The sequence below is a fragment of the Nocardioides terrigena genome, assembly GCF_003047265.1.
GTDB lineage: Bacteria > Actinomycetota > Actinomycetes > Propionibacteriales > Nocardioidaceae > Nocardioides > Nocardioides terrigena.
This window is the reverse complement of sequence record NZ_PZYY01000003.1, coordinates 506,747-525,805: the sequence shown is the minus strand read 5'-3', so window position 1 is coordinate 525,805 and position 19,059 is coordinate 506,747. Positions and strand designations below refer to the sequence as shown.

Genomic DNA, 19,059 nt, shown 5'->3' with positions numbered 1-19,059 from the left:
TGGGTCTGGGTCAGGAGTGGGCGTGCAGCGCCTTGCCGGCGAGGGCCAGGTGGGCCTCGCCGAGCGCTTCGTTCTGCGTGGGGTGGGCGTGCACCAACGGGGCGACGTCGTCGGCGTGGGCCTCCCAGTTGTAGATCAGCTGCGCCTCACCGATGAGCTCGCCGACGCGGTCGCCGACCATGTGGACGCCGAGCACGGGACCGTCGGTGCGGCTGATGAGCTTGACGAACCCGGAGGTGCCCAGGATCTGGCTCTTGCCGTTGCCGCCGAGGTCGTAGGTGATGGTGGTGACCTCGTCGCCGTACTGCTCTCGCGCGGTCGCCTCGTCGAGGCCCACCGACGCGATCTCGGGGTGCGAGTAGGTGACCCGCGGGATGCCGGCCTCGTCGATCGGGCGTGGGTCCAGGCCCGCGATGTCCTCCGCGACGAAGATGCCCTGCTGGAAGCCGCGGTGCGCGAGCTGGAGGCCGGGGACGATGTCGCCCACGGCGTAGACGCCGTCGACGTTGGTGCGGCAGCGCTCGTCGGCGAGCACGAAGCCGCGCTCCATGGCGACGCCCTGCTCCTCGTAGCCGAGCCCCTGGGTGGAGGGGCCGCGACCGACCGCGACCAGCAGCAGCTCGGCCTCGATGACGTCGCCGCCCTCGACGGTCATGGCCACGCCGGTGTCGGTGTGCTTGACGCTCTGGAAGGGCGTGCCGGTGCGGAAGTCGATCTTGCGCTTGCGGAAGGCCCGCTCGAGGGCCTTGGAGGACGCCTCGTCCTCGACCGCGACGAGCCGGGGGAGTGCCTCGACGATGGTGACCTGGGAGCCGAAGCTGGCCCACACGCTGGCGAACTCGCAGCCGATGACGCCGCCGCCGAGCACGATCACCGACGCGGGCACGCGGTCGAGGCGCAGGGCGTGCTCGGAGGTGAGCACCCGCTCCCCGTCGACCTCGAGCCCGGGCAGGGACTTGGAGTAGGAGCCGGAGGCGAGCACGACGTGGCGGCCCGTGTAGGCGGTGTCGCCGACGGTGACGGTGCGCGGTCCGGTGAGCCGGCCCTCGCCCTCGATCACGGTGATGCCGCGCGACTTGATGAGTCCGGTGAGGCCCTTGAAGAGCCGGCCGACGACCTTGTCCTTGTAGGCGTTGACGCCGGTCATGTCGATGCCGTCGAGCGTCGCGTGGACGCCGAACTGCGAGGCCTCGCGGGCCGAGTCGGCGACCTCGGCGGCGTGCAGCAGCGCCTTGGTCGGGATGCAGCCCACGTGGAGGCAGGTGCCCCCGAGATTGCCCTTCTCGACCAGCCCCACCGTCAGCCCGAGCTGCGCCGCCCGGAGCGCACAGGCGTATCCGCCCGAGCCCGCCCCGAGGATGAGTACGTCGAAGTCGCCCTCCGCCACCTGATGCCTTCCGCTCTCTCCCGATGGATCGGGCCCCATCTTTGCACTCTTCGTGAGCCTGTCCACACCGGGTCACTTCGCGCGGGCGGGCAGAATGTCGGCATGGGACTCTTCGACCGATTCCGTCGCTCCGGCCGCACGCGACGTCCTGCCAGTGATGCGACGCGGACCGGATCGACCAGGGTCCGCGCCGCCGACGGGCACGACGTCACCCACCTGAGCGACTTCGTCACCACCCACCGGGGGGTCGAGGGATTCGTCGAGCCGCGCACCGCCGTCAGTGACGTGACGCTGCTCCTGGTCGCCCACGACGGGGAGTGGACGCGCCGGCGGGTGCCGAGCGTCAAGTGGGCGCACGACTTCGCCAACAAGCACCAGGTGCCGTCGTACGACGCCGCCGTCGTCGGCATCCCGCAGCGGATGCGCGACTACAACAGCCGCAAGAAGGCCGGCGGCCTCTAGTCGGACGCGGCGAGGCTGCGGGCGTAGGCGACGAGCGTCGTCACGCCGAAGCCGGTCGCGCCGGACGGCACGTGGCCGTAAGGGCCGCCGCCGTTGATCTCGTTGCCCGCGATGTCCATGTGCGCCCACGGCAGCCCGCCGGTGAACTCGCGCAGGAACGCCGAGGCGTAGAGGCCGCCGCCCCAGCGCACCCAGTCGTGCTGGAGCAGGTCGGCGACCTTGGACGAGGTGACCCGCTCCTTCATCTCCTCGGGAATCGGCATCGGCCACAGCTGCTCGCCCGCGACCGCGCCGGCGTCGAGCACCGCCCGGACGGACTCGTCGGTGCCGAGCACGGCACCGACCCGGTCGCCGAGGGCGATCTGGAGGTGGCCGGTCAGGGTGGCGATGTCGACGACGACGTCGGGCTCCTGCTCGCTGGCCAGCTGGAGCGCGTCGCCGAGCAGCATCCGGCCCTCGGCGTCGGTGTTGGCGATCTCGACGGTCGTGCCGCCGTACATCGTGACGACGTCGCCGGGACGCATCGAGGTGCCGGAGACCATGTTCTCGGCCATGGGGGCGTAGGTCGTGACCTTGACCGGGAGGCCGAGGCGGGCGATGGCGAAGGTCGCCGCGATCACGGCGGCTGCACCGGCCATGTCTCCCTTCATCCCGACCATGCTGCTGGACGGCTTGATGGTGAGCCCGCCGGAGTCGAAGGTGATGCCCTTGCCGACGAGCGCGAGGTGCCGTGACGCACCCTTGGGCGCCCACGTCAGCCGGACCAGTCGGGGCTTGGCGTCGGAGCTGTTGCCGACGGCGAGCGTGCCGCCGAAGCCGAGCTCGGCGAGCTGCTTGTCGTCGAGGACCTCCAGGGTGACCTTGGGGGCGCCGCGACCCTTGGTCAGCTCGCGGTGCGCCGCGGTGACGGCGTCGGCGAAGGCGGGCGGGGTGAGGTGGCCGGGGGGCTCGTTGACCCAGTCGCGGCAGGTGATCACGGCCCCGGCGACGACCTGCGCCTCCTCGAAGGCGGTGATCGCCTCGGCCTTGCGGGCGACCGGGCTCAGCACGACGACCTCGCCGGCCGTGGTGTCCTCGGTGTCGCCGGACTTGTGGCGGGTGAAGGTGTAGCCGCCGAGCAGGTGCCCCTCGGTGGCGGCCGCGACGAGCTCCGGGGAGCCGGCCGGGAGGGCCAGGGCGACCGACGCGGCGTTGGGCACGCTCCGCGCGGCGACACCGGCGGCGCGGCGTACGGCGGTGGGGGTGACCGAGCCGTCGGCGGCGGCCGGGCCGAGACCGACCAGCACGAGCAGCGGGGTCCGGACGACGCCGGCGGTCGGCATCTTGACGCTCTCGCCGGCGCGACCCGTGACGCCGAGCGACGACAGCAGCGGGCGCAGCTTGCGTCCCCACGCCTCACCGACCTCGGCGGCCTCCTCGCAGAGGACCGGGCCCTTGTCGGTGGACAGGACGCCCACCACCACGGCGTCGGCGCGGGTCTTGGCGGGGCTGGCGCTGCGAAGCGTGTACGTCGTCGTCACCCGGGCATGCTAGGCGAGGCGTCCGACACCTCGCGCTGCGGTAGGTTTCCGAGCATGTCCGAGCAGACCCTGACGCAGTCGCCCCTCCACGAGGCACACGTCGCCCTGGGCGCCAAGCTCGCCGAGTTCGGCGGCTGGTCGATGCCCCTCGAATACCCCTCCGGCGTGGTCAAGGAGCACACCGCCGTCCGCGAGGCGGTCGGCGTCTTCGACGTGAGCCACCTCGGCAAGGTGATGATCACCGGGACGGGTGCCGCCGACTTCGTCAACGCGACCCTCTCCAACGACCTGCGCAAGCTCCCGCCCGGCAAGGCGCAGTACACGCTGTGCTGCGACGAGCGGACCGGCGGCATCGTCGACGACCTCATCGCCTACTACCAGGACGACGAGCACGTGCTCCTCGTCCCCAACGCCGCCAACACTGCCGAGGTCGTACGCCGCCTGCTGGCCGCCGCGCCCGAGGGCGTGACCATCACGGACCACCACCGCGACTACGCCGTGCTGGCCGTGCAGGGACCCCGGTCCGACGAGGTCCTCGAGTCCGTCGGCCTGCCCACCGGGCACGACTACATGTCCTTCGTCGAGGCGCCCTTCGAGGGTGCCGACGTCGTGGTCTGCCGCACCGGCTACACCGGCGAGCGCGGCTACGAGCTGATCGTCGCCAACGACGGCGCGCGCGGACTGTGGGACGCGATCCTCGCGGCCGGTGCCGAGCACGGCATCCTCCCGTGCGGCCTGGGCTCGCGCGACACCCTGCGCACCGAGATGGGCTACCCGCTGCACGGCCAGGACATCAGCCTCGACGTGACCCCGGTGCAGGCCGGCCTCGGCTGGGCGGTCGGCTGGAAGAAGGACGCCTTCTGGGGCAAGGACGCCCTCGTGGCCGAGAAGGAGGCCGGCCCGAAGCGCCGGCTCCGCGGCCTCGTGGCCGTCGGCCGTGGCATCCCGCGTCCCGGCATGGGCGTCACCCTGACCCAGGACGTGCCGCTCGCCGACATCACCTCCGGCACGTTCTCCCCGACCCTCAAGAAGGGCATCGGCCTGGCGCTGATCCCGACCATGGTGGCCGAGGACGCGGAGGTCGGCGTCGACGTGCGCGGGCGCCGCGAGATCTTCCGGCTGACCAGGCCGCCGTTCGTCGACACGTCGGTGAGGGAGTCCTGATGCTGCCCGGACAGCCCCCGACGTTCCGCCAGCCCAACGCCGCCGAGCGCCCCTGGTGGTGGCGCCTCGAGGACGCCAACGGCGCCACGGTGGAGGCCCCCGAGCACGCCGACCAGCGCTTCGCGTCGCAGGCCGACGCCGAGTCGTGGGTGGGGGAGGTGTACGCCGACCTCGCCGAGGCCGGCGTGGACGCGGTGACGCTCTTCGAGCACGAGCGGCAGGTCTACGGGCCGATGTCGCTGCACGCCTGAGGACCCGCTCGATGGCCGAGGCCCTCTGGACCGACGTCGCAGCGACGTACGACCGGTCCTTCGCGACGCTCTGCGCGGGCACGACCGGGACGCTGCTGGACCGTGTCCCTCCCGGCTCCCGGGTGCTGGACGTCGGCTGCGGCTCGGGGCACGTCGCCGCCTCGCTCGTGGCAGCCGGCCACGTCGTGCACGCCGTCGACCCGGACCCCCAGATGGTCGCCCTCGCGACGTCGCGGTCCGCCGCCGACGTGCGTCCCGGCGGGCTGCCCGACCTGCCGTACGACGACGCCTCCTTCGACGCCGTCGTCGCCAACTTCGTCCTCAACCACGTCGACGACCCGCGTGCCGCGGCCCGGGGGATCGCCCCCGTGACGCGTGCCGGTGGGCACGTCGTGGCGAGCATCTGGCCGGCGTTCCCGCCGCCGCAGGCGACGCTGTGGAACGCCCTGCTGGACGACGCCGGCGCAGCGCGTCCCACCATGCCGCGGCTGGCCCCGGAGCTGGACTTCGAGCGCTCGCCGGAGGGCCTGGGCGGCCTCCTCGCGGAGGCCGGGCTCGACGTGGCCGAGGTCGGCACCACCGAGTGGGACTGGCGGGTGCGACCGGACGACTTCTGGGCCGGGGTGACGACGGTGGGCAACTTCGGCGTCGCGTGGGCCGCCCAGTCGACCGACGTGCAGGAGCACATGCGAGCAGCCTTCGCCGAGGCCGCGACGCCCTGGCGCGACGGCGAGGACCTGGTCTTCACCGTCCGCGCCGCGATGGCCCACGCCACCGCCTGACCCATCCGCCGCGCGACCCGCGCCGAACGCTCGCTGGAGGTGCGGATGCCGACGGACGAGGGATACGACGCGTTCGTCGCGGCGCGTCGCGACCTGCTGGTCGAGGAGCGCGGCGGCGGCCCGGTCGTGGAGGCCGCGGTGGACCGCGCCCTGGCCCGGTGCCGGCGGGGCTGGCGCCGGCTCGAGCGCGAGGACGACGTCGAGGCCCGGGTGCGCGACCAGGTCGAGCTCGAGCTGGACCGGCCTCGCCGCCGACGGATCGCCTTGAGGGCCGTGGGGGTGCTGCTCCTGGTCGTCCTGGCGGGGGTGCTCTGGTCGCTGCGGCCCCAGCCGCCGGCCGTCGCGGAGGAGCCCAACCCGCTGCCGGTGCCGTGGTACGACGGCACCGACCTCCACCTCGCCGAGGTGCGGGTGACGCTGCCGGACCTCGGTCCCTTCGTGGCCGACGGGGACGGCGTGATCGTGCGACGCGACGGCGAGGTGCAGCGCGTCGACGCGGACGGTGACCTGTCGGCGTACTCCGGGAGCGTGGACTTCGGCAGCGACACCACCGACAACATCCCGCCGATCGACCCCAACGACCGGATCCTGCAGTCGGTGGACGGTCCCAGTGACACGACGCTCCACCTCGTGGAGATGCTCAGCTCCAACCCGGAGGCGGGCACCTACGTGCGGCTCTCCGAGACGGGGCGGCGGGTCTTCCTCCTGTGCACGCCCTACAGCTGCGTCACGCGGCTGGTGGAGCCGGGGGCGCGGCTCCGCTGAGGGGGTCGTGCTCGGTGCGCGCGGCGTGCACCCGGGCATGGGCGATGGCGCTGGGGGTGTCGTCGAACAGGTGCCGCTCGTGCGCGAGCCGGTCGTGGACGCCGAGCTCCCGGAGGACCTGCTCGTGCTGGGGCTGGACCCCGGAGAGGAGCACGGTCACGCCGCGTCCCTCGAGGCGGTTGATCGTGTCGGCCAGCACGTGCGCCCCGGTGGCGTCGATCGTGGTGACGCGGGACATCCGCAGGACGACGACCCGGACGTTGCTGACCTCGGCGAGCTCGAGGAGGAAGTCGTGGGCGGCGGCGAAGAACAGCGGACCGTCGATGCGGAAGGCGACGATCTGCTGGTCGAGCAGCGACTGCTCCTCGGCGGTGTGGTCGCCCGCGTCCAGGGGGATCTCGTCGAGGCGGGCGGTGGCGGCCGTCTGGCGCAGGGCCACGAAGCCGGCGACGACCAGTCCCAGGAGGACTGCGGTCACCAGGTCGACGAGGACGGTGGCGACGGCCGTGACGGCCAGCACGGCCGCGTCGCCGCGGGTCGAGCGGGCCAGGGCGCGCAGGCTGGAGACCCGCACCATGTGCACGGCGGTGGCGACCAGCACCCCGGCCAGGGCCGCGAGCGGGATCTCGGAGACCCAGCGCGCCGCCAGCAGCACCACGAGCAGCAGGAAGACGGCGTGGGTGAGCGCGGCCCACCGGGAGGTGGCCCCCGACCGGACGTTGACGGCGGTGCGGGCGATGGCCGCGGTGGCCGGGATCCCGCCGAACAACGGGGCGGCGAGGTTGGCCAGCCCCTGGCCGACGAGCTCGCGGTCCGAGTCGTGGCGCTGTCCGACGCTCATGGCGTCGGCCACCGTCGCCGACAGCAGGCTCTCCAGTGCGGCCAGGGCCGCCACCGCCACGGCCGGCAGGAGCAGGGCGTCGAGGTCGCCGAACGCGACGTCGGGCAGGGACGGGCTCGGGATCCCGCTGGGGATCCGGCCGATGGTGGCGGCTCCGAGGTCCAGCCACGTGTTGGCGGCGGTGGCGACGACCACGGCGAGCAACGACCCGGGCAGTCCGGGTCGGATCCGGGACAGGGCGAGGATCCCGGCGACCACCGCGACGGCCATGGCGACGGGGGTCCAGACCGGGGCGGTCGCCCACGCCTGCACGGCCAGCCAGGCGAGCACGAGCACCTTCTCGGCGTGCACCTCCGAGCCGAGGGCGGCCGGGAGCTGCTGGAGCGCGATGATGACCGCGATCCCCACCGTGAAGCCCTCGACCACGGGCACCGGCACGTAGCGGATGAACCGGCCCGCGCCGACGTACCCGAGGCCGATGAGGATCACGCCGGCGAGCAGGCCGACGACCAGCACCCCGTCGGGCCCGTACGCCGCGATGATCGGGACCAGGACGACGGTCATGGCACCGGTGGGGCCGCTCACCTGGACCCTGCTCCCGCCGAACACGGCCGCCACCGCGCCGGCCACGATCGCCGTGACCAGGCCGGCACCGGCGCCCATGCCCGAGCTCACGCCGAAGCCGAGGGCCAGCGGCAGCGCGATGAGCCCGACCATCAGGCCGGCGCTGAGGTCGCGGCCGACACGGGCGTGCGTCCAGTCGGACCTCCGCGGCACCAGCCTGGCGGTGCGTGAGACCGACGTGAGCAGCCAGCCCCTCACCGGGGTCGGTTCGGGGACCGGTCGGCCGCCGGCTCGTCGTCGACCAGGACGAGACCGGACAGGATGCGACGCGCGGCCAGCAGCAGGTCGCGGACCTCCGGGGCGCTCACCGAGTAGGTGACCTCACCGCCCTGGCGTCGGGACACCACGAGACGCGCGCGGCGCAGGACGGCCAGCTGCTGGGACAGGTTGCTGGGCTCGATGGCGATCCGCTCGAGGAGCTCGTGCACGGCGTGGTCGCGCTCGGACAGCAGCTCCAGGATCCGGATGCGTGCCGGGTGCCCGAGGGTCTTGAAGAACTCGGCCTTCGCCTCGTACAACGGGACGCTCACGGACGCACCTGCATGCCGGCTCCTCTGCTGTCGACCCCGGGCTCGGGGCTACGTGAAGACTACACGACATGAACAGGTCTTCATGTCGGAGTCACTCGCTAGCGTGATGCCATGCGCCCCTTCCGCCAGGTCGACGTCTTCTCCCACCTGCCGATGCTCGGCAACCCGGTCGCCGTCGTCCACGACGCCGACGGCCTGACCGACGAGCAGATGCGCGCCTTCGCGCGGTGGACCAACCTCAGCGAGACGACGTTCCTGCTCGCGCCGACCGATCCCGCCGCCGACTACCGGGTGCGGATCCTGACGCCGGACGTCGAGCTGCCGTTCGCCGGCCACCCGACCCTCGGCACGGCGCACGCCTGGCTCGAGGCCGGGGGAGTGCCGGCCACCGACGGCGTGGTGGTGCAGGAGTGCGCCGCGGGTCTCGTGACCGTACGCCGCGGCGAGCGGCTCGCCTTCGAGGCGCCGCCGCTGGTCCGCAGCGGCCCGGTGTCCGAGGAGGACCTGGACCGGATCGTGCGCGCGCTGCGGATCGGTCGCGACGACGTCCTCGACAGTGCCTGGATCGACAACGGTCCCGGCTGGGTCGGGGTGCTGCTGGAGTCCGCGGAGGCGGTGCTCGCGCTCGAGCCGGCGTGGCACGAGTTCGGGGGGATGGACATCGGGGTCGTCGGTCCGCGCGACGGCGGCGACACCGCGTGCGAGGTGCGGGCCATGTGCCCGGCGCTGGGCGTCACCGAGGACCCGGTCACCGGCTCCCTCAACGCCGGGGTCGGCCAGTGGCTGGCCGGCGGCGCGCTGCCGTCGGCGTACGTCGCCGCCCAGGGCACCGCGATGGGACGGGCCGGGAGGGTGCACGTGTCCCGCGAGGGGGACGCGGTCTGGGTGGCCGGCGACACCGTCTCCCGCATCGTGGGCGAGGTCGACCTCGGCGACTAGCCTGAGGGCATGCAGTCCTACCTCGACCTCCTCCAGCGCCTGCTCGACGACGGGGTGGCCAAGGACGATCGCACAGGGACCGGGACGCTCTCCGTCTTCGGCCACCAGACGCGCTACGACCTCTCGGAGGGCTTCCCGCTGGTCACCACCAAGAAGGTGCACACGCGCAGCATCTTCGGCGAGCTGCTGTGGTTCCTGCGCGGAGACACCAACGTGAAGTGGCTGCACGACCGCGGCATCTCCATCTGGGACGAGTGGGCCGACGCGGACGGCGACCTCGGTCCCATCTACGGATACCAGTGGCGCTCGTGGCCGACTCCGGACGGCCGGCACGTCGACCAGGTCGCCCAGGTGATCGAGCAGATCCGCACCAACCCCGACAGCCGCCGCCACATCATCAGCGCGTGGAACGTCGCCGACGTGCCCGACATGGCACTCCCGCCGTGCCACACGCTCATCCAGTTCTACGTCGCGAACGGCAAGCTCTCCTGCCAGCTCTACCAGCGCAGCGGCGACGTCTTCCTCGGCGTGCCGTTCAACATCGCGTCGTACGCCCTGCTCACCCACATGGTCGCCCAGGTGACCGGGCTCGAGGTGGGCGACTTCGTGCACACGATCGGCGACGCGCACCTCTACTCCAACCACGTCGAGCAGGCGCGCCTGCAGCTCACCCGCGAGCCGCGCCCGCTGCCGACGCTCACCCTCGACCCGTCCGTGACGACCATCGACGGCTTCGACCTCGAGCACATCACGCTCGAGGGCTACGACCCGCACCCCGCCATCAAGGCGCCCGTTGCCGTCTGAGGCCGCGGCCCGGGTCACGTTGGTCGCGGCGTACGCCGACAACCGGGTCATCGGCGACGCCGGCGCGATCCCGTGGCGGATCAGCGAGGACTTCGCCCACTTCAAGGCCGTGACCATGGGCGGCGGGCTGATCATGGGCCGGGCGACCTGGGACTCGATCGGACGACCGCTGCCGGGTCGGACCACGATCGTGCTGACCCGGTCCGACGACTTCGACCCGGGCTTCGAGGGCGTGCACGTCGTCCACAGCCTCGAGGCAGCCCTGGCGCTCGCCGCCGACCTCGACCTCGCGGCGTACGTCGTCGGCGGGGGACAGGTCTACGAGCTGGCGCTTCCGGTCGCGACCCATCAGGTGCTCACCGAGATCCACCTCTCGCCGTCCGGGGACGCGGCCTACCCGGTCTTCCCGCTCGACGAGTGGCGAGAGGTACGCCGCGTCGCGCGGCCCGACCTCGGGCTCGACTGGGTCTGGTGGGAGAGGTCGTCGCCGGCCTACTTCGGCGGGAGCGACCGGGCGTAGGTCGCGCCCCGCTCCACCCACATGGCCAGCGCCGCGTCGTCGTCGAGCGTCGCGGTCGAGACCAGCAGCCAGCCCGTCATCGGGCGCCCGCGCATCTCCATCGGCCGGACGCCCTCTTCCTCGAGCCACTGCTCACCGGCGGCCGGGTCGGCGCGGACCATCAGGTCGCCGGTGCTGCCCGCCGCGACCGCCATGTGGCCGTCGACCATGAACCCGAGCCCGCCGAACATCTTCCGCTCCGTCACACCCGGCTCGCCCCCGAGCTCGTCACGCACCCGCGCCGCGAGGGCTTCGTCGTAGGCCATGACCCGGGTCAGGAGTAGCGGTGGCTCTTGGCCGAGTGCCCGGCCTCACGGGTGCAGGTGCGCCCACTCATGTTGCGGTGGCCGCAGAGCGCCTCGTCGGTCTCGCCCGGCGCCTCGACCGCAGGCGCGGAGGACGCGGGAGCGGAGGCGGCAGGTGGGGCGACCGGGGCGGGGCGCTTGGGCGCGCCCGCACCGGGAGACGCGGCGCGCTTGGCGTTGGCGTCGAACTTGGCCTCACGCATCGCGCGGAGGTTGTCCATCTTGCTCATCGGCTACTCACCCTCCCGACAGTAGGCGCACCCACCGACAACGCTGGCACGACACCCCTGCGGGACGTGGTCGCGTTCGCCACACCGGGACGCCGACGCTGCCGGGGCGTGCAGTGCGACGTGGCGATCGCCGTGGTCGCGGCACCTTCGCGGTAGCCTGACCCCATGACCTCCGCAGCACCGTTCGGCCGCCTGTTGACCGCGATGGCGACGGCATTCACCGACGACGGGGAGGTCGATCTGGAGGGCACGGCCGCCATCGCCGTCCACCTCCTCGACCACGGCCACGACGGCGTCGTCGTCAGCGGCACCACCGGCGAGTCGCCGACCACCACGGTGGCCGAGGACGGACGCATCCTGCAGGCCGTGAAGGACGCCGTGGGGGACCGCGGCACCGTCATCGCCGGCGTGGGCACCAACGCCACCGCCCACTCCGTTGAGCTGGCCGAGCAGGCCGCCAAGATCGGCGTCGACGGGCTGCTGCTGGTCACGCCCTACTACAACAAGCCCAGCCAGGCCGGCGTGCTGCACCACTTCCGCAGCGTCGCCGAGGCCACCGACGTCCCGGTGATGCTCTACGACGTGCCCGGACGTGCCGCCACCACGATCTCGTTCGACACCTTCGAGCGCGCGCTCGAGATCACGACGGTCAACAGCGTCAAGGACGCCTGCGGAGACCTGGCACGCACCGCCCGCCTGGTCCAGCTCGGCTACGCCGTCTACAGCGGCGACGACGCCAACACCCTCGGCATCCTGAGCAGCGGCGGCTGCGGCCTGGTCAGCGTCGTCGGCCACGCGGCCGGTGACGAGCTCAAGCAGATGATCGACGCCTTCCTCGGGGGCGACATCGACGCCGCCCTCGCGACGTACACCCGGCTGCTGCCGGCCTTCGACGCCGTCATGGGCGTCCCCAACTACGGAGCCACGACCGCCAAGGCTGCGCTGCAGCTGCTCGGCGTGCTCGACAACCGGAACGTGCGCGGACCGCTCGTTCCGCTCGACGACGACGAGGTCGCGGCACTGCGTGCCGGGCTCGCCGCGTCCGACCTGATCTGAGGAGAACCTTGAGCCACCCCCATCCCGAGCTTTCCACGCCTGCCCCGCTGGCCGAAGGGGCGCTGCGGGTCACCCCGCTCGGCGGCCTCGGCGAGGTCGGTCGCAACATGACCGTCTTCGAGTACGACGACCGGCTGCTGATCGTCGACTGCGGCGTCCTGTTCCCCGAGGACCACCACCCCGGCGTCGACCTGATCCTCCCCGACTTCGACTCGATCCGTGGCCGCCTCGACAAGATCGAGGCCCTCGTGCTCACCCACGGCCACGAGGACCACATCGGCGCCACGCCCTACCTCCTGCGCGAGCGCGGCGACATCCCGCTGGTGGGCTCCGAGCTGACCCTGGCCCTGCTGGGGTCCAAGCTGCGCGAGCACCGCCTCAAGGAGACCGTGCACCACGTGGTCAAGGAGGGGGAGACCATCACGTTCGGGCCGTTCGTGCTCGAGTTCGTCGCGGTCAACCACTCCATCCCCGACGCGCTCGCGGTCGTCATCCGCACCGGCGCCGGCGTCGTGCTGCACACGGGCGACTTCAAGATGGACCAGCTGCCGCTGGATGGCCGCATCACCGACCTCAACGAGTTCGCCCGCCTCGGTGACGAGGGCGTCGACCTCTTCATGACCGACTCGACCAACGCCGAGGTCCCCGGCTTCACGACGTCCGAGAAGGACATCGCGCCGATCCTGGACCGCGTGTTCCACAAGTCGGCCCAGCGCATCATCGTGGCCTGCTTCGCCTCTCACGTGCACCGCGTCCAGCAGGTCATCGACGCGGCCGTCGCCAACAACCGCAAGATCGCCTACGTCGGTCGCTCGATGGTCCGCAACATGGCCATCGCCAAGGACCTCGGCTACCTCCACGTGCCCGCAGGCGTGCTGGTCGACGCCAAGGAGCTGGCCGACCTGCCGCCCGAGCGCCAGGTGCTGATCTCCACCGGCTCGCAGGGCGAGCCGCTGAGCGCCCTGAGCCGGATCGCCCAGCGCAGCCACGCCTTCGTGCACCTCGAGGAGGGCGACACCGTCGTCCTGGCCAGCTCGCTCATCCCCGGCAACGAGAACGCCGTCTACCGGGTCATCAACGGACTGTCCCGCTGGGGCGCCAACGTGGTCCACAAGGGCAACGCCCTCGTGCACGTCAGTGGCCACGCCAGCGCCGGCGAGCTGCTCTACTGCTACAACATCGTCAAGCCGCGCAACGTGCTGCCGATCCACGGCGAGATCCGCCACATGCGGGCCAACGCCGACCTGGCTGTCGCCACCGGGGTGCCGCGCGAGCGCGTCGTGATGGCCGAGGACGGCGTGGTCGTCGACCTCGTCGACGGTGTCGCCAAGATCGCCGGCAAGGTCGACTGCGGCTACGTCTTCGTCGACGGCTCGTCCATCGGCGACATCACCGAGTCGTCCCTCAAGGACCGCCGGATCCTCGGCGAGGAGGGCTTCATCTCGGTCATCGTGGTCGTGGACATGGTCACCGGCAAGGTCGCCGGCGGCCCGGAGATCCACGCGCGCGGCTTCGCCGAGGACGACTCGATCTTCGACGCCATCAAGCCGGGCATCATCGACGCGATCGACAAGGCCGTCGCCGACGGGACGGTCGACTCCTACCAGCTGCAGCAGACCGTACGTCGCGTCGTCGGCCGGTGGGTCAACAAGGCCCACCGTCGCCGCCCGATGATCATCCCGGTCGTGATCGAGGCCTAGCCGTGACGGCGGAGGAGGCGCCGGAGGCCCCCGTGGCCCCGGTGGGAGCGGCGGGGCCGGACGAGGCGGCGCCCGCGCCCGCCCTCCAGCGCCTCTCCGAGCTCGTCCGCCGGGTCAACTCCTCCACCGACACCGCCGAGGTCCTCGAGGAGATCGTCCACGGGGTCTGCGAGGTCCTCGGCTACGGCGTGGCCGCCATCGCGCGCCTCGAGGGCGACACCCTGGTGATGACCGCGGTGGCCGGCCCCGACGACGTACGACGCCAGGTCCTCGGCCGCCGGACGCCGGCGGCGGAGATCCTGGACGAGTTCAGGCAGGCCGACCGGTGGGGCATCCTGCGCTTCGTCCCGCACGGCCGGATGGACAACGCCCGGCTCACGGCGGCGTGGATCCCCGACTTCGAGCCGGACGACGACCCGATGGCCTGGCACCCGGAGGACGCGCTCTACGCCCCGCTCTACTCCGCGACCGGCGGGCTGCTCGGCAACATGGCGGTCGACCTGCCCACCGGCAACCGGATCCCGTCGATCCACGAGCGCGAGCTGCTGGAGATGTTCGTGGTGCAGGCGGGGTTGGCCCTCAGCAACGCCCAGCAGCGCGAGCGGCTGGCCGAGCAGGTGCGCCTCGGGTCGACGGTCAAGGAGGTGGCGCAGGCCGGCAGCCAGCCCGGGATCGAGGCGATCCTCTCCGACGCCTGCCGGGCCGTCCAGCGCGGCCTGGGCGCCACCCAGGTCTGGATCCGCTGCTACCCCGACGAGGACCGCGCCAACGGCGTGGCGGCCGGCCACCCGCGACCCAGCCCGACGGGTGCCGGGGTCGTGACCCTGCGCGCCGACCTGTCGGAGCTGTGGCCGAGTGCCGACCCGGTGGTCGTGCACATCAGCGACGAGTCGTGCGACCGGCTCCCCTCCAGCCTCCCCAAGCTCCAGCAGATGATGACGTCGGTCGGAGCCTTCCAGGTGGTCGTGATGCCCATGGGCGTCGCGCTGTCCCTGCTCGGCTACGTCGTCATCGGCTTCCCGGGCAGCCGCGGGCCGCTCCGCGCCTCGGAGCTCGACGCCATCGCCGAGATCGCCCGCGAGCTCGGCCGCAGCGTGCACAGCGCCCGGCTGCTCGAGACCGAGCAGCGCCTGGTCTCCGAGCTGCGCGAGCTCGACCGCTACAAGGGGGAGCTGATCACCACCATCAGCCACGAGCTCAAGACCCCGCTCACCACCATCATCGGCCACGCCGAGCTGCTCGGGGAGCTGCACGAGCACCGCTCGGTCGAGGCGATCACCCGCAACGCCGAGCGCCTCAACCGCCTCGTGCAGAACCTCCTCGACTACTCGCGCGTGCAGGACAGACGGGCCGCCGTGCGGGTCGACGTCGACGTCATCGAGTGCTGCCGGGCCGCCATCGACCTCGTCGCCCACCTCGCCGACACGGGGAGGGTGGGCATCGAGCTGGTCGTCTGCTGCGAGCAGGTCAGCGTCAGCGGCGATCCCGAGGACCTGTCGCTGGTGGTGGACAACCTGGTCAGCAACGCGGTCAAGTACACCCGCCCCGGGGGGACCGTCCGGATCGAGGTGGCCTGCGACGACCACGAGGTGCGCGTCACGGTCCGCGACTCGGGACTGGGCATCTCGGAGGCCGACCAGGTGCACCTGTTCTCGGCGTTCCACCGCTCCAGCAACCCGGAGGCGCTGTCCATCCCGGGCACCGGCCTCGGACTGGCCATCTCGCGGCGCATCGTGGAGTCGCACGGGGGCCGGATCGAGGTCGAGTCGGTCGTCGGCGAGGGCAGTACCTTCACGCTGGCGCTGCCACGCGCCCCACACCGGACTCCCTGACCCCGGACCCGCCGACCTCGGGCGCGTCCAGCTGGACGACCTCGTCGACCAGGTCGAGCCCGACCGTGCCGTGGGTGATCCACACGACCGTCCGGTCCGGCCGCGCCGCCAGCAGCACGTCGGCCACCTCGCGTGCGGTCGCCGTGTCGAGGTGGGCCGTCGGCTCGTCGAGGACCAGCACCGCGGCGTCGGCCAGCAGCGCCCGGGCCACGCCGATCCTCGCCCGCTCGCCGCCCGACACGGCGATCCCGGCGCTGCCCACGAGAGTGTGCATGCCGTGGGGAAGCGACGCCACCCACGCCCCCAGGCGGGCACGTCCGAGGGCGTCGGCCACCTCGGCGTCGGTGGCGTCCGGCCGGGCCAGGCGGACGTTCTCGCAGACGCTGGAGGCGAAGACGTGCGGGTCGTCGGACGCCAGGCCGACGTGCCCGCGCACGTCGTCCAGGCGCGAGTCGCGCAGGTCGCGGCCGCCGACCCGCACCGTGCCAGTGGAGGGGTCGAGGTGTCGCACCAGCAGCGCCGCGAGGGTCGACTTGCCGCTGCCGGACGGCCCGCAGACCCCCACCCGCTCACCGGGGCGCAGGGAGAGGTCCACCTCGTGCAGGCAGGGCTCCGGCCCCCAGCCGGCGCTGACGCCGTCCAGGACCAGCGGGCCCGGGGACAGCGGGGCCGGGACGGCCGGGTCCTCGACGAGCGGCGCCAGCGAGGCCAGCCGGTCCAGCCGGTCGCGGGCCGCGTCGGTGCGGACCGAGAGTGCCCCCGCGTCGGCCAGCGGCGCCAGCACCTCGCCGAGGGCGACGGGCAGGAGCACGAGCAGGGCGAGCGTCGCGGGGGAGACCGCACCCGCCGGCACCACGGTCGCGACGGCGACGACGGCCGCGCCGGTGGCCAGCCGGACGGCGGCGTGGCCCGTGGCCACCCCACGGACCGAGCGGCGCACGGCTCGCTCGAGGGCGTCGCCCTCGGCGTCGACGGCGGCCAGGGCCTCGGGAGCCGCCTGCCACTGACGCAGCTCGTCGCGGGCGGTGACCACCTCCTCCACCAGCTCCGACACCCGGGCGCGATGCCGGAGGTGGGCCGGCTCCGCGACCCGGGCCCCGCGACGTCCGAGCAGCCCGGCGAGGGCGCCGACGGCGACGAGGAGGCCGAGGACGGCCCCGGCCTGGGGCGCCCACCACCAGGCCAGCGCGACGGCCAGCAGCCCGACGGCCAGCGCGGTGACGACGGGCTGGCGCACCCGCAGCCTGGCGTCCAGCAGCGAGTCGACGTCGTCGACCACGGAGGTGAGCAGGTCGCCGCGTCGCGGCCCGGCCACCCGGAGGGCGCCCGGGACGAGCGGCACGAGCGCGGCGTACACCGCGGTGCGCCGCTCCGCGAGCTCGTGCAGGGCGACGTCGTGGGAGAGCAGCCGCTCGGCGTGCCGCAGCACCGGCCGGGCGATGCCGAAGGTGCGCACGCCCACGATCGCCACCATGAGCACCAGGACCGGGGGGTGCTCGCTGGCGCGGGTGATGAGCCAGGCCGCGGTGGCCGTGAGGGCCACCCCCGACGCGGTGGAGAGCACGCCGAGCAGGGTGGCCAGAGGCCCGGACCAGGCGGCGGGCAGCGGTACGTCGTCCGGCTCGGCCGCGGCGGGAGGGGTGGGAGGCGCGCTCACCGCGATCGCGGGTGCGGGCTCGGTGGCCCGGGGGAGCAGCTCGACCACCCGGTCGGCGGCGGCCAGGACCTGCGGGCGGTGGGCCACCACGACGACCAGCGCGTGGTCCGCCAGGGTCCTCATGGCGGTCAGCAGGACACGCTCGGTCGCCTCGTCGAGGTGCGCGGTCGGCTCGTCGAGCAGCACCACGGGCCGCTCCGCGACCAGCACCCGTGCCATGGCCAGCCGCGCCCGCTGGCCCGCCGACAGGCCGGCACCGTCCTCGCCGAGGACGCGGTCGAGCCCGTCGGGGTGGGCGGCCACGACGTCGTCGAGCTCCACGGCGGCCAGCGCACGCCGGAGCGTCCCGTCGCTGGCGGCGGGGTACCCCAGGCGCAGGTTGTCGCGCACCGTGGTCGCGGCCAGCCACGGGCGCTGGGGGAGCCACGCCACCTGGCGGCGCCACCAGGCCGGGTCGACGTCGGCCAGGTCGACACCACCGACCAGCACGCGTCCGTCGTACGCCGTCAGCTCGCCGCGCACGGTCTGCAGCAGGGTCGACTTGCCGCACCCGCTCGGACCGGCGACCGCGACCAGCCCGCGGTCGGGGAGGTCCAGGGCGAGCGGTCGGGTCAGGGCCTGCGGCGCTCCTGGGTGCCCGGGCGCGAGGTCGTCGAGGCGCAGGGTGGTCGAGTCCGGGACCCGGTCGCCGGTGGGCCCGTCCTCGAGGGCGGCCAGGGCCTCGCTGGCCCCGGTCAGCGCGGCCGTGCCCTCGGCCGCGGCGTGGAACTCGGCGCCGACGCGGCGCAGCGGCCAGTAGGCCTCGGGAGCGAGCAGCAGGACGACCAGGGCGGTCTCGAAGCCGATCGTGGCGTCGGCCAGGCGGAGGCCGACGCTGACCGCGACCAGGGCGACCGAGAGGGTGGCGACCAGCTCGAGCACGCTCGAGGAGGCGAAGGCGAGGCGGAGCGTGTCCACGGTGGCCCGCCGGTAGCGCTCGGTGACGGCGCCGATGCGCTCCACCTGGGCCTCGGCCCTGCGGTGCGCGACCAGGGTCGGCAGCCCGCGGACGACGTCGAGGAAGTGGCCCGACAGGACGCCGAGCTCGCGCCACTGGGTGGCCGCCCGGTCGCGCGTGGTCATGCCGACGAGGGCGGCGAAGACGGGGACGAGCGGGAGCGTCAGCAGAACGATGAGGCCCGACAGCCAGTCGAGCGACCAGATGGCGATCACGGTCAGGGCCGGCAGGGTCGCCGCGAGGACCATCGCGGGCAGGTAGCGGGTGACGTACGGCTCGACGCTGGTCGCCCCGCGGGTGGCCAGCAGGACCAGGTCGTCCGGGTCCGGCCCGTCGGACCCGGGGCGCTGCGTGGCCGCGTCGAGGAGGCGGCGACGCAGGGTGGACGACACCCGGGCGGCGGCCCGCGCGGACGCGAGCTCGCCCAGGTGGTCGACGAGCGTCCGCAGGCCGACCACCACGAGCAGCGCGAGCGCGGCGCCGTGCCACGCCCCGCCCGCGGGGTCGTCGACCAGCTCCACCACGAGTGCCCCGATCGCCACCGCCTGGGCGATGGTCAGCAGCCCCCCGGCCACGCCGGCGCCGACCAGGACGGCCAGCGGCCGGCGGGCCGGCAGCAGGTGGGGGAGGACCAGCGGGTCGAGCGGGCGCACC

At 73.4% G+C, this 19,059-nt stretch carries 18 protein-coding genes; 11 read left to right on the top strand and 7 right to left on the bottom strand.

Features of this window, described 5'->3' with window-relative positions:
* Positions 1–10: 10 nt before the first annotated feature.
* Complete coding sequence (gene lpdA / locus DAE25_RS09180; RefSeq protein ID WP_234410937.1) at positions 11–1,387, bottom strand: dihydrolipoyl dehydrogenase; 1,377 nt, start codon at positions 1,385–1,387, stop codon at positions 11–13.
* 102 nt (positions 1,388–1,489) lie between these two features.
* On the opposite strand from lpdA, the gene DAE25_RS09175 reads away from it, so the two are divergent.
* On the top strand, positions 1,490–1,849 hold the full coding sequence (locus DAE25_RS09175) for a hypothetical protein (protein ID WP_107765870.1): 360 nt from the start codon (positions 1,490–1,492) through the stop codon (positions 1,847–1,849).
* Here the strand turns inward: DAE25_RS09175 and DAE25_RS09170 are convergent.
* Positions 1,846–3,369, bottom strand: a complete 1,524-nt coding sequence (locus DAE25_RS09170) for a leucyl aminopeptidase (RefSeq protein ID WP_107765869.1) — start codon at positions 3,367–3,369, stop codon at positions 1,846–1,848. The two genes, DAE25_RS09175 and DAE25_RS09170, sit on opposite strands and share 4 nt — an antisense overlap.
* A 54-nt stretch (positions 3,370–3,423) precedes the next feature.
* Between DAE25_RS09170 and gcvT the strand changes: the two genes are divergently transcribed.
* Genes gcvT through DAE25_RS09150 form a run of 4 tightly spaced genes read left to right on the top strand, consistent with a single transcriptional unit; the run spans position 3,424 to position 6,331 of the window.
* Positions 3,424–4,533: a glycine cleavage system aminomethyltransferase GcvT gene (gene gcvT / locus DAE25_RS09165; protein ID WP_107765868.1), complete on the top strand. Its 1,110-nt coding sequence runs from the start codon at positions 3,424–3,426 to the stop codon at positions 4,531–4,533.
* On the top strand, positions 4,533–4,784 hold the full coding sequence (locus tag DAE25_RS09160) for a hypothetical protein (protein WP_107765867.1): 252 nt from the start codon (positions 4,533–4,535) through the stop codon (positions 4,782–4,784). Before gcvT ends, DAE25_RS09160 begins: the two co-directional genes overlap by 1 nt.
* Positions 4,785–4,795: 11 nt before the next feature.
* On the top strand, positions 4,796–5,566 hold the full coding sequence (locus DAE25_RS09155) for a class I SAM-dependent methyltransferase (RefSeq protein ID WP_107765866.1): 771 nt from the start codon (positions 4,796–4,798) through the stop codon (positions 5,564–5,566).
* A 45-nt stretch (positions 5,567–5,611) separates the two neighbouring features.
* The gene (locus tag DAE25_RS09150) at positions 5,612–6,331 is read left to right on the top strand and encodes a hypothetical protein (protein WP_107765865.1); all 720 of its coding nucleotides are present in this window, start codon (positions 5,612–5,614) and stop codon (positions 6,329–6,331) included.
* Here DAE25_RS09150 and DAE25_RS09145 read toward each other — a convergent pair.
* Together DAE25_RS09145 and DAE25_RS09140 are read right to left on the bottom strand one after the other, a co-directional pair.
* Complete coding sequence (locus tag DAE25_RS09145) at positions 6,294–7,949, bottom strand: SulP family inorganic anion transporter (RefSeq protein WP_234410936.1); 1,656 nt, start codon at positions 7,947–7,949, stop codon at positions 6,294–6,296. The two genes, DAE25_RS09150 and DAE25_RS09145, sit on opposite strands and share 38 nt — an antisense overlap.
* Before the next feature lie 41 nt (positions 7,950–7,990).
* Positions 7,991–8,326, bottom strand: a complete 336-nt coding sequence (locus tag DAE25_RS09140; RefSeq protein ID WP_107765864.1) for an ArsR/SmtB family transcription factor — start codon at positions 8,324–8,326, stop codon at positions 7,991–7,993.
* Between the two features lie 111 nt (positions 8,327–8,437).
* On the opposite strand from DAE25_RS09140, the gene DAE25_RS09135 reads away from it, so the two are divergent.
* From DAE25_RS09135 to DAE25_RS09125, 3 genes are read left to right on the top strand one after another with little or no spacing between them, the layout of a single operon-like run.
* A complete protein-coding gene (locus DAE25_RS09135; protein WP_107765863.1) occupies positions 8,438–9,265 on the top strand; it encodes a PhzF family phenazine biosynthesis protein in 828 nt (275 codons plus the stop codon).
* A gap of 9 nt (positions 9,266–9,274) precedes the next feature.
* The gene (locus DAE25_RS09130) at positions 9,275–10,069 is read left to right on the top strand and encodes a thymidylate synthase (RefSeq protein ID WP_107765862.1); all 795 of its coding nucleotides are present in this window, start codon (positions 9,275–9,277) and stop codon (positions 10,067–10,069) included.
* On the top strand, positions 10,059–10,589 hold the full coding sequence (locus tag DAE25_RS09125) for a dihydrofolate reductase (RefSeq protein ID WP_107765861.1): 531 nt from the start codon (positions 10,059–10,061) through the stop codon (positions 10,587–10,589). The genes DAE25_RS09130 and DAE25_RS09125 overlap by 11 nt, the downstream gene beginning before the upstream one ends.
* Here the strand turns inward: DAE25_RS09125 and DAE25_RS09120 are convergent.
* On the bottom strand, positions 10,562–10,894 hold the full coding sequence (locus DAE25_RS09120) for a TfoX/Sxy family protein (protein WP_107765860.1): 333 nt from the start codon (positions 10,892–10,894) through the stop codon (positions 10,562–10,564). The two genes, DAE25_RS09125 and DAE25_RS09120, sit on opposite strands and share 28 nt — an antisense overlap.
* A gap of 8 nt (positions 10,895–10,902) precedes the next feature.
* Positions 10,903–11,163: a hypothetical protein gene (locus DAE25_RS09115; RefSeq protein ID WP_107765859.1), complete on the bottom strand. Its 261-nt coding sequence runs from the start codon at positions 11,161–11,163 to the stop codon at positions 10,903–10,905.
* A gap of 165 nt (positions 11,164–11,328) precedes the next feature.
* Here DAE25_RS09115 and dapA point away from each other — a divergent pair, with 165 nt between their 5' ends.
* The 3 genes from dapA to DAE25_RS09100 are packed head-to-tail and all read left to right on the top strand — an operon-like array spanning position 11,329 to position 15,751.
* Positions 11,329–12,219: a 4-hydroxy-tetrahydrodipicolinate synthase gene (gene dapA / locus DAE25_RS09110; RefSeq protein WP_107765858.1), complete on the top strand. Its 891-nt coding sequence runs from the start codon at positions 11,329–11,331 to the stop codon at positions 12,217–12,219.
* An 8-nt stretch (positions 12,220–12,227) separates the two neighbouring features.
* Complete coding sequence (locus DAE25_RS09105) at positions 12,228–13,919, top strand: ribonuclease J (RefSeq protein WP_056888820.1); 1,692 nt, start codon at positions 12,228–12,230, stop codon at positions 13,917–13,919.
* Positions 13,920–13,921: 2 nt separating this feature from the next.
* A complete protein-coding gene (locus tag DAE25_RS09100) occupies positions 13,922–15,751 on the top strand; it encodes a sensor histidine kinase (RefSeq protein WP_159083653.1) in 1,830 nt (609 codons plus the stop codon).
* Here the strand turns inward: DAE25_RS09100 and cydD are convergent.
* Positions 15,711–19,058 (bottom strand): thiol reductant ABC exporter subunit CydD, encoded by a 3,348-nt coding sequence (gene cydD / locus DAE25_RS09095; protein WP_107765856.1) that lies wholly within the window; start codon positions 19,056–19,058, stop codon positions 15,711–15,713. The genes DAE25_RS09100 and cydD overlap by 41 nt on opposite strands.
* Position 19,059: the final 1 nt, after the last annotated feature.

Excerpts from the sequence above, each read along its gene's own strand:
- DAE25_RS09175 (WP_107765870.1), top strand. The coding sequence starts at position 1,490 with ATGGGACTCTTCGACCGATTCCGTCGCTCCGGCCGCACGCGACGTCCT.
- gcvT (WP_107765868.1), top strand. The coding sequence starts at position 3,424 with ATGTCCGAGCAGACCCTGACGCAGTCGCCCCTCCACGAGGCACACGTC.
- DAE25_RS09160 (WP_107765867.1), top strand. The coding sequence starts at position 4,533 with ATGCTGCCCGGACAGCCCCCGACGTTCCGCCAGCCCAACGCCGCCGAG.
- DAE25_RS09155 (WP_107765866.1), top strand. The coding sequence starts at position 4,796 with ATGGCCGAGGCCCTCTGGACCGACGTCGCAGCGACGTACGACCGGTCC.
- DAE25_RS09150 (WP_107765865.1), top strand. The coding sequence starts at position 5,612 with ATGCCGACGGACGAGGGATACGACGCGTTCGTCGCGGCGCGTCGCGAC.
- DAE25_RS09135 (WP_107765863.1), top strand. The coding sequence starts at position 8,438 with ATGCGCCCCTTCCGCCAGGTCGACGTCTTCTCCCACCTGCCGATGCTC.
- DAE25_RS09130 (WP_107765862.1), top strand. The coding sequence starts at position 9,275 with ATGCAGTCCTACCTCGACCTCCTCCAGCGCCTGCTCGACGACGGGGTG.
- DAE25_RS09120 (WP_107765860.1), bottom strand. The coding sequence starts at position 10,894 with ATGGCCTACGACGAAGCCCTCGCGGCGCGGGTGCGTGACGAGCTCGGG.
- DAE25_RS09115 (WP_107765859.1), bottom strand. The coding sequence starts at position 11,163 with ATGAGCAAGATGGACAACCTCCGCGCGATGCGTGAGGCCAAGTTCGAC.
- dapA (WP_107765858.1), top strand. The coding sequence starts at position 11,329 with ATGACCTCCGCAGCACCGTTCGGCCGCCTGTTGACCGCGATGGCGACG.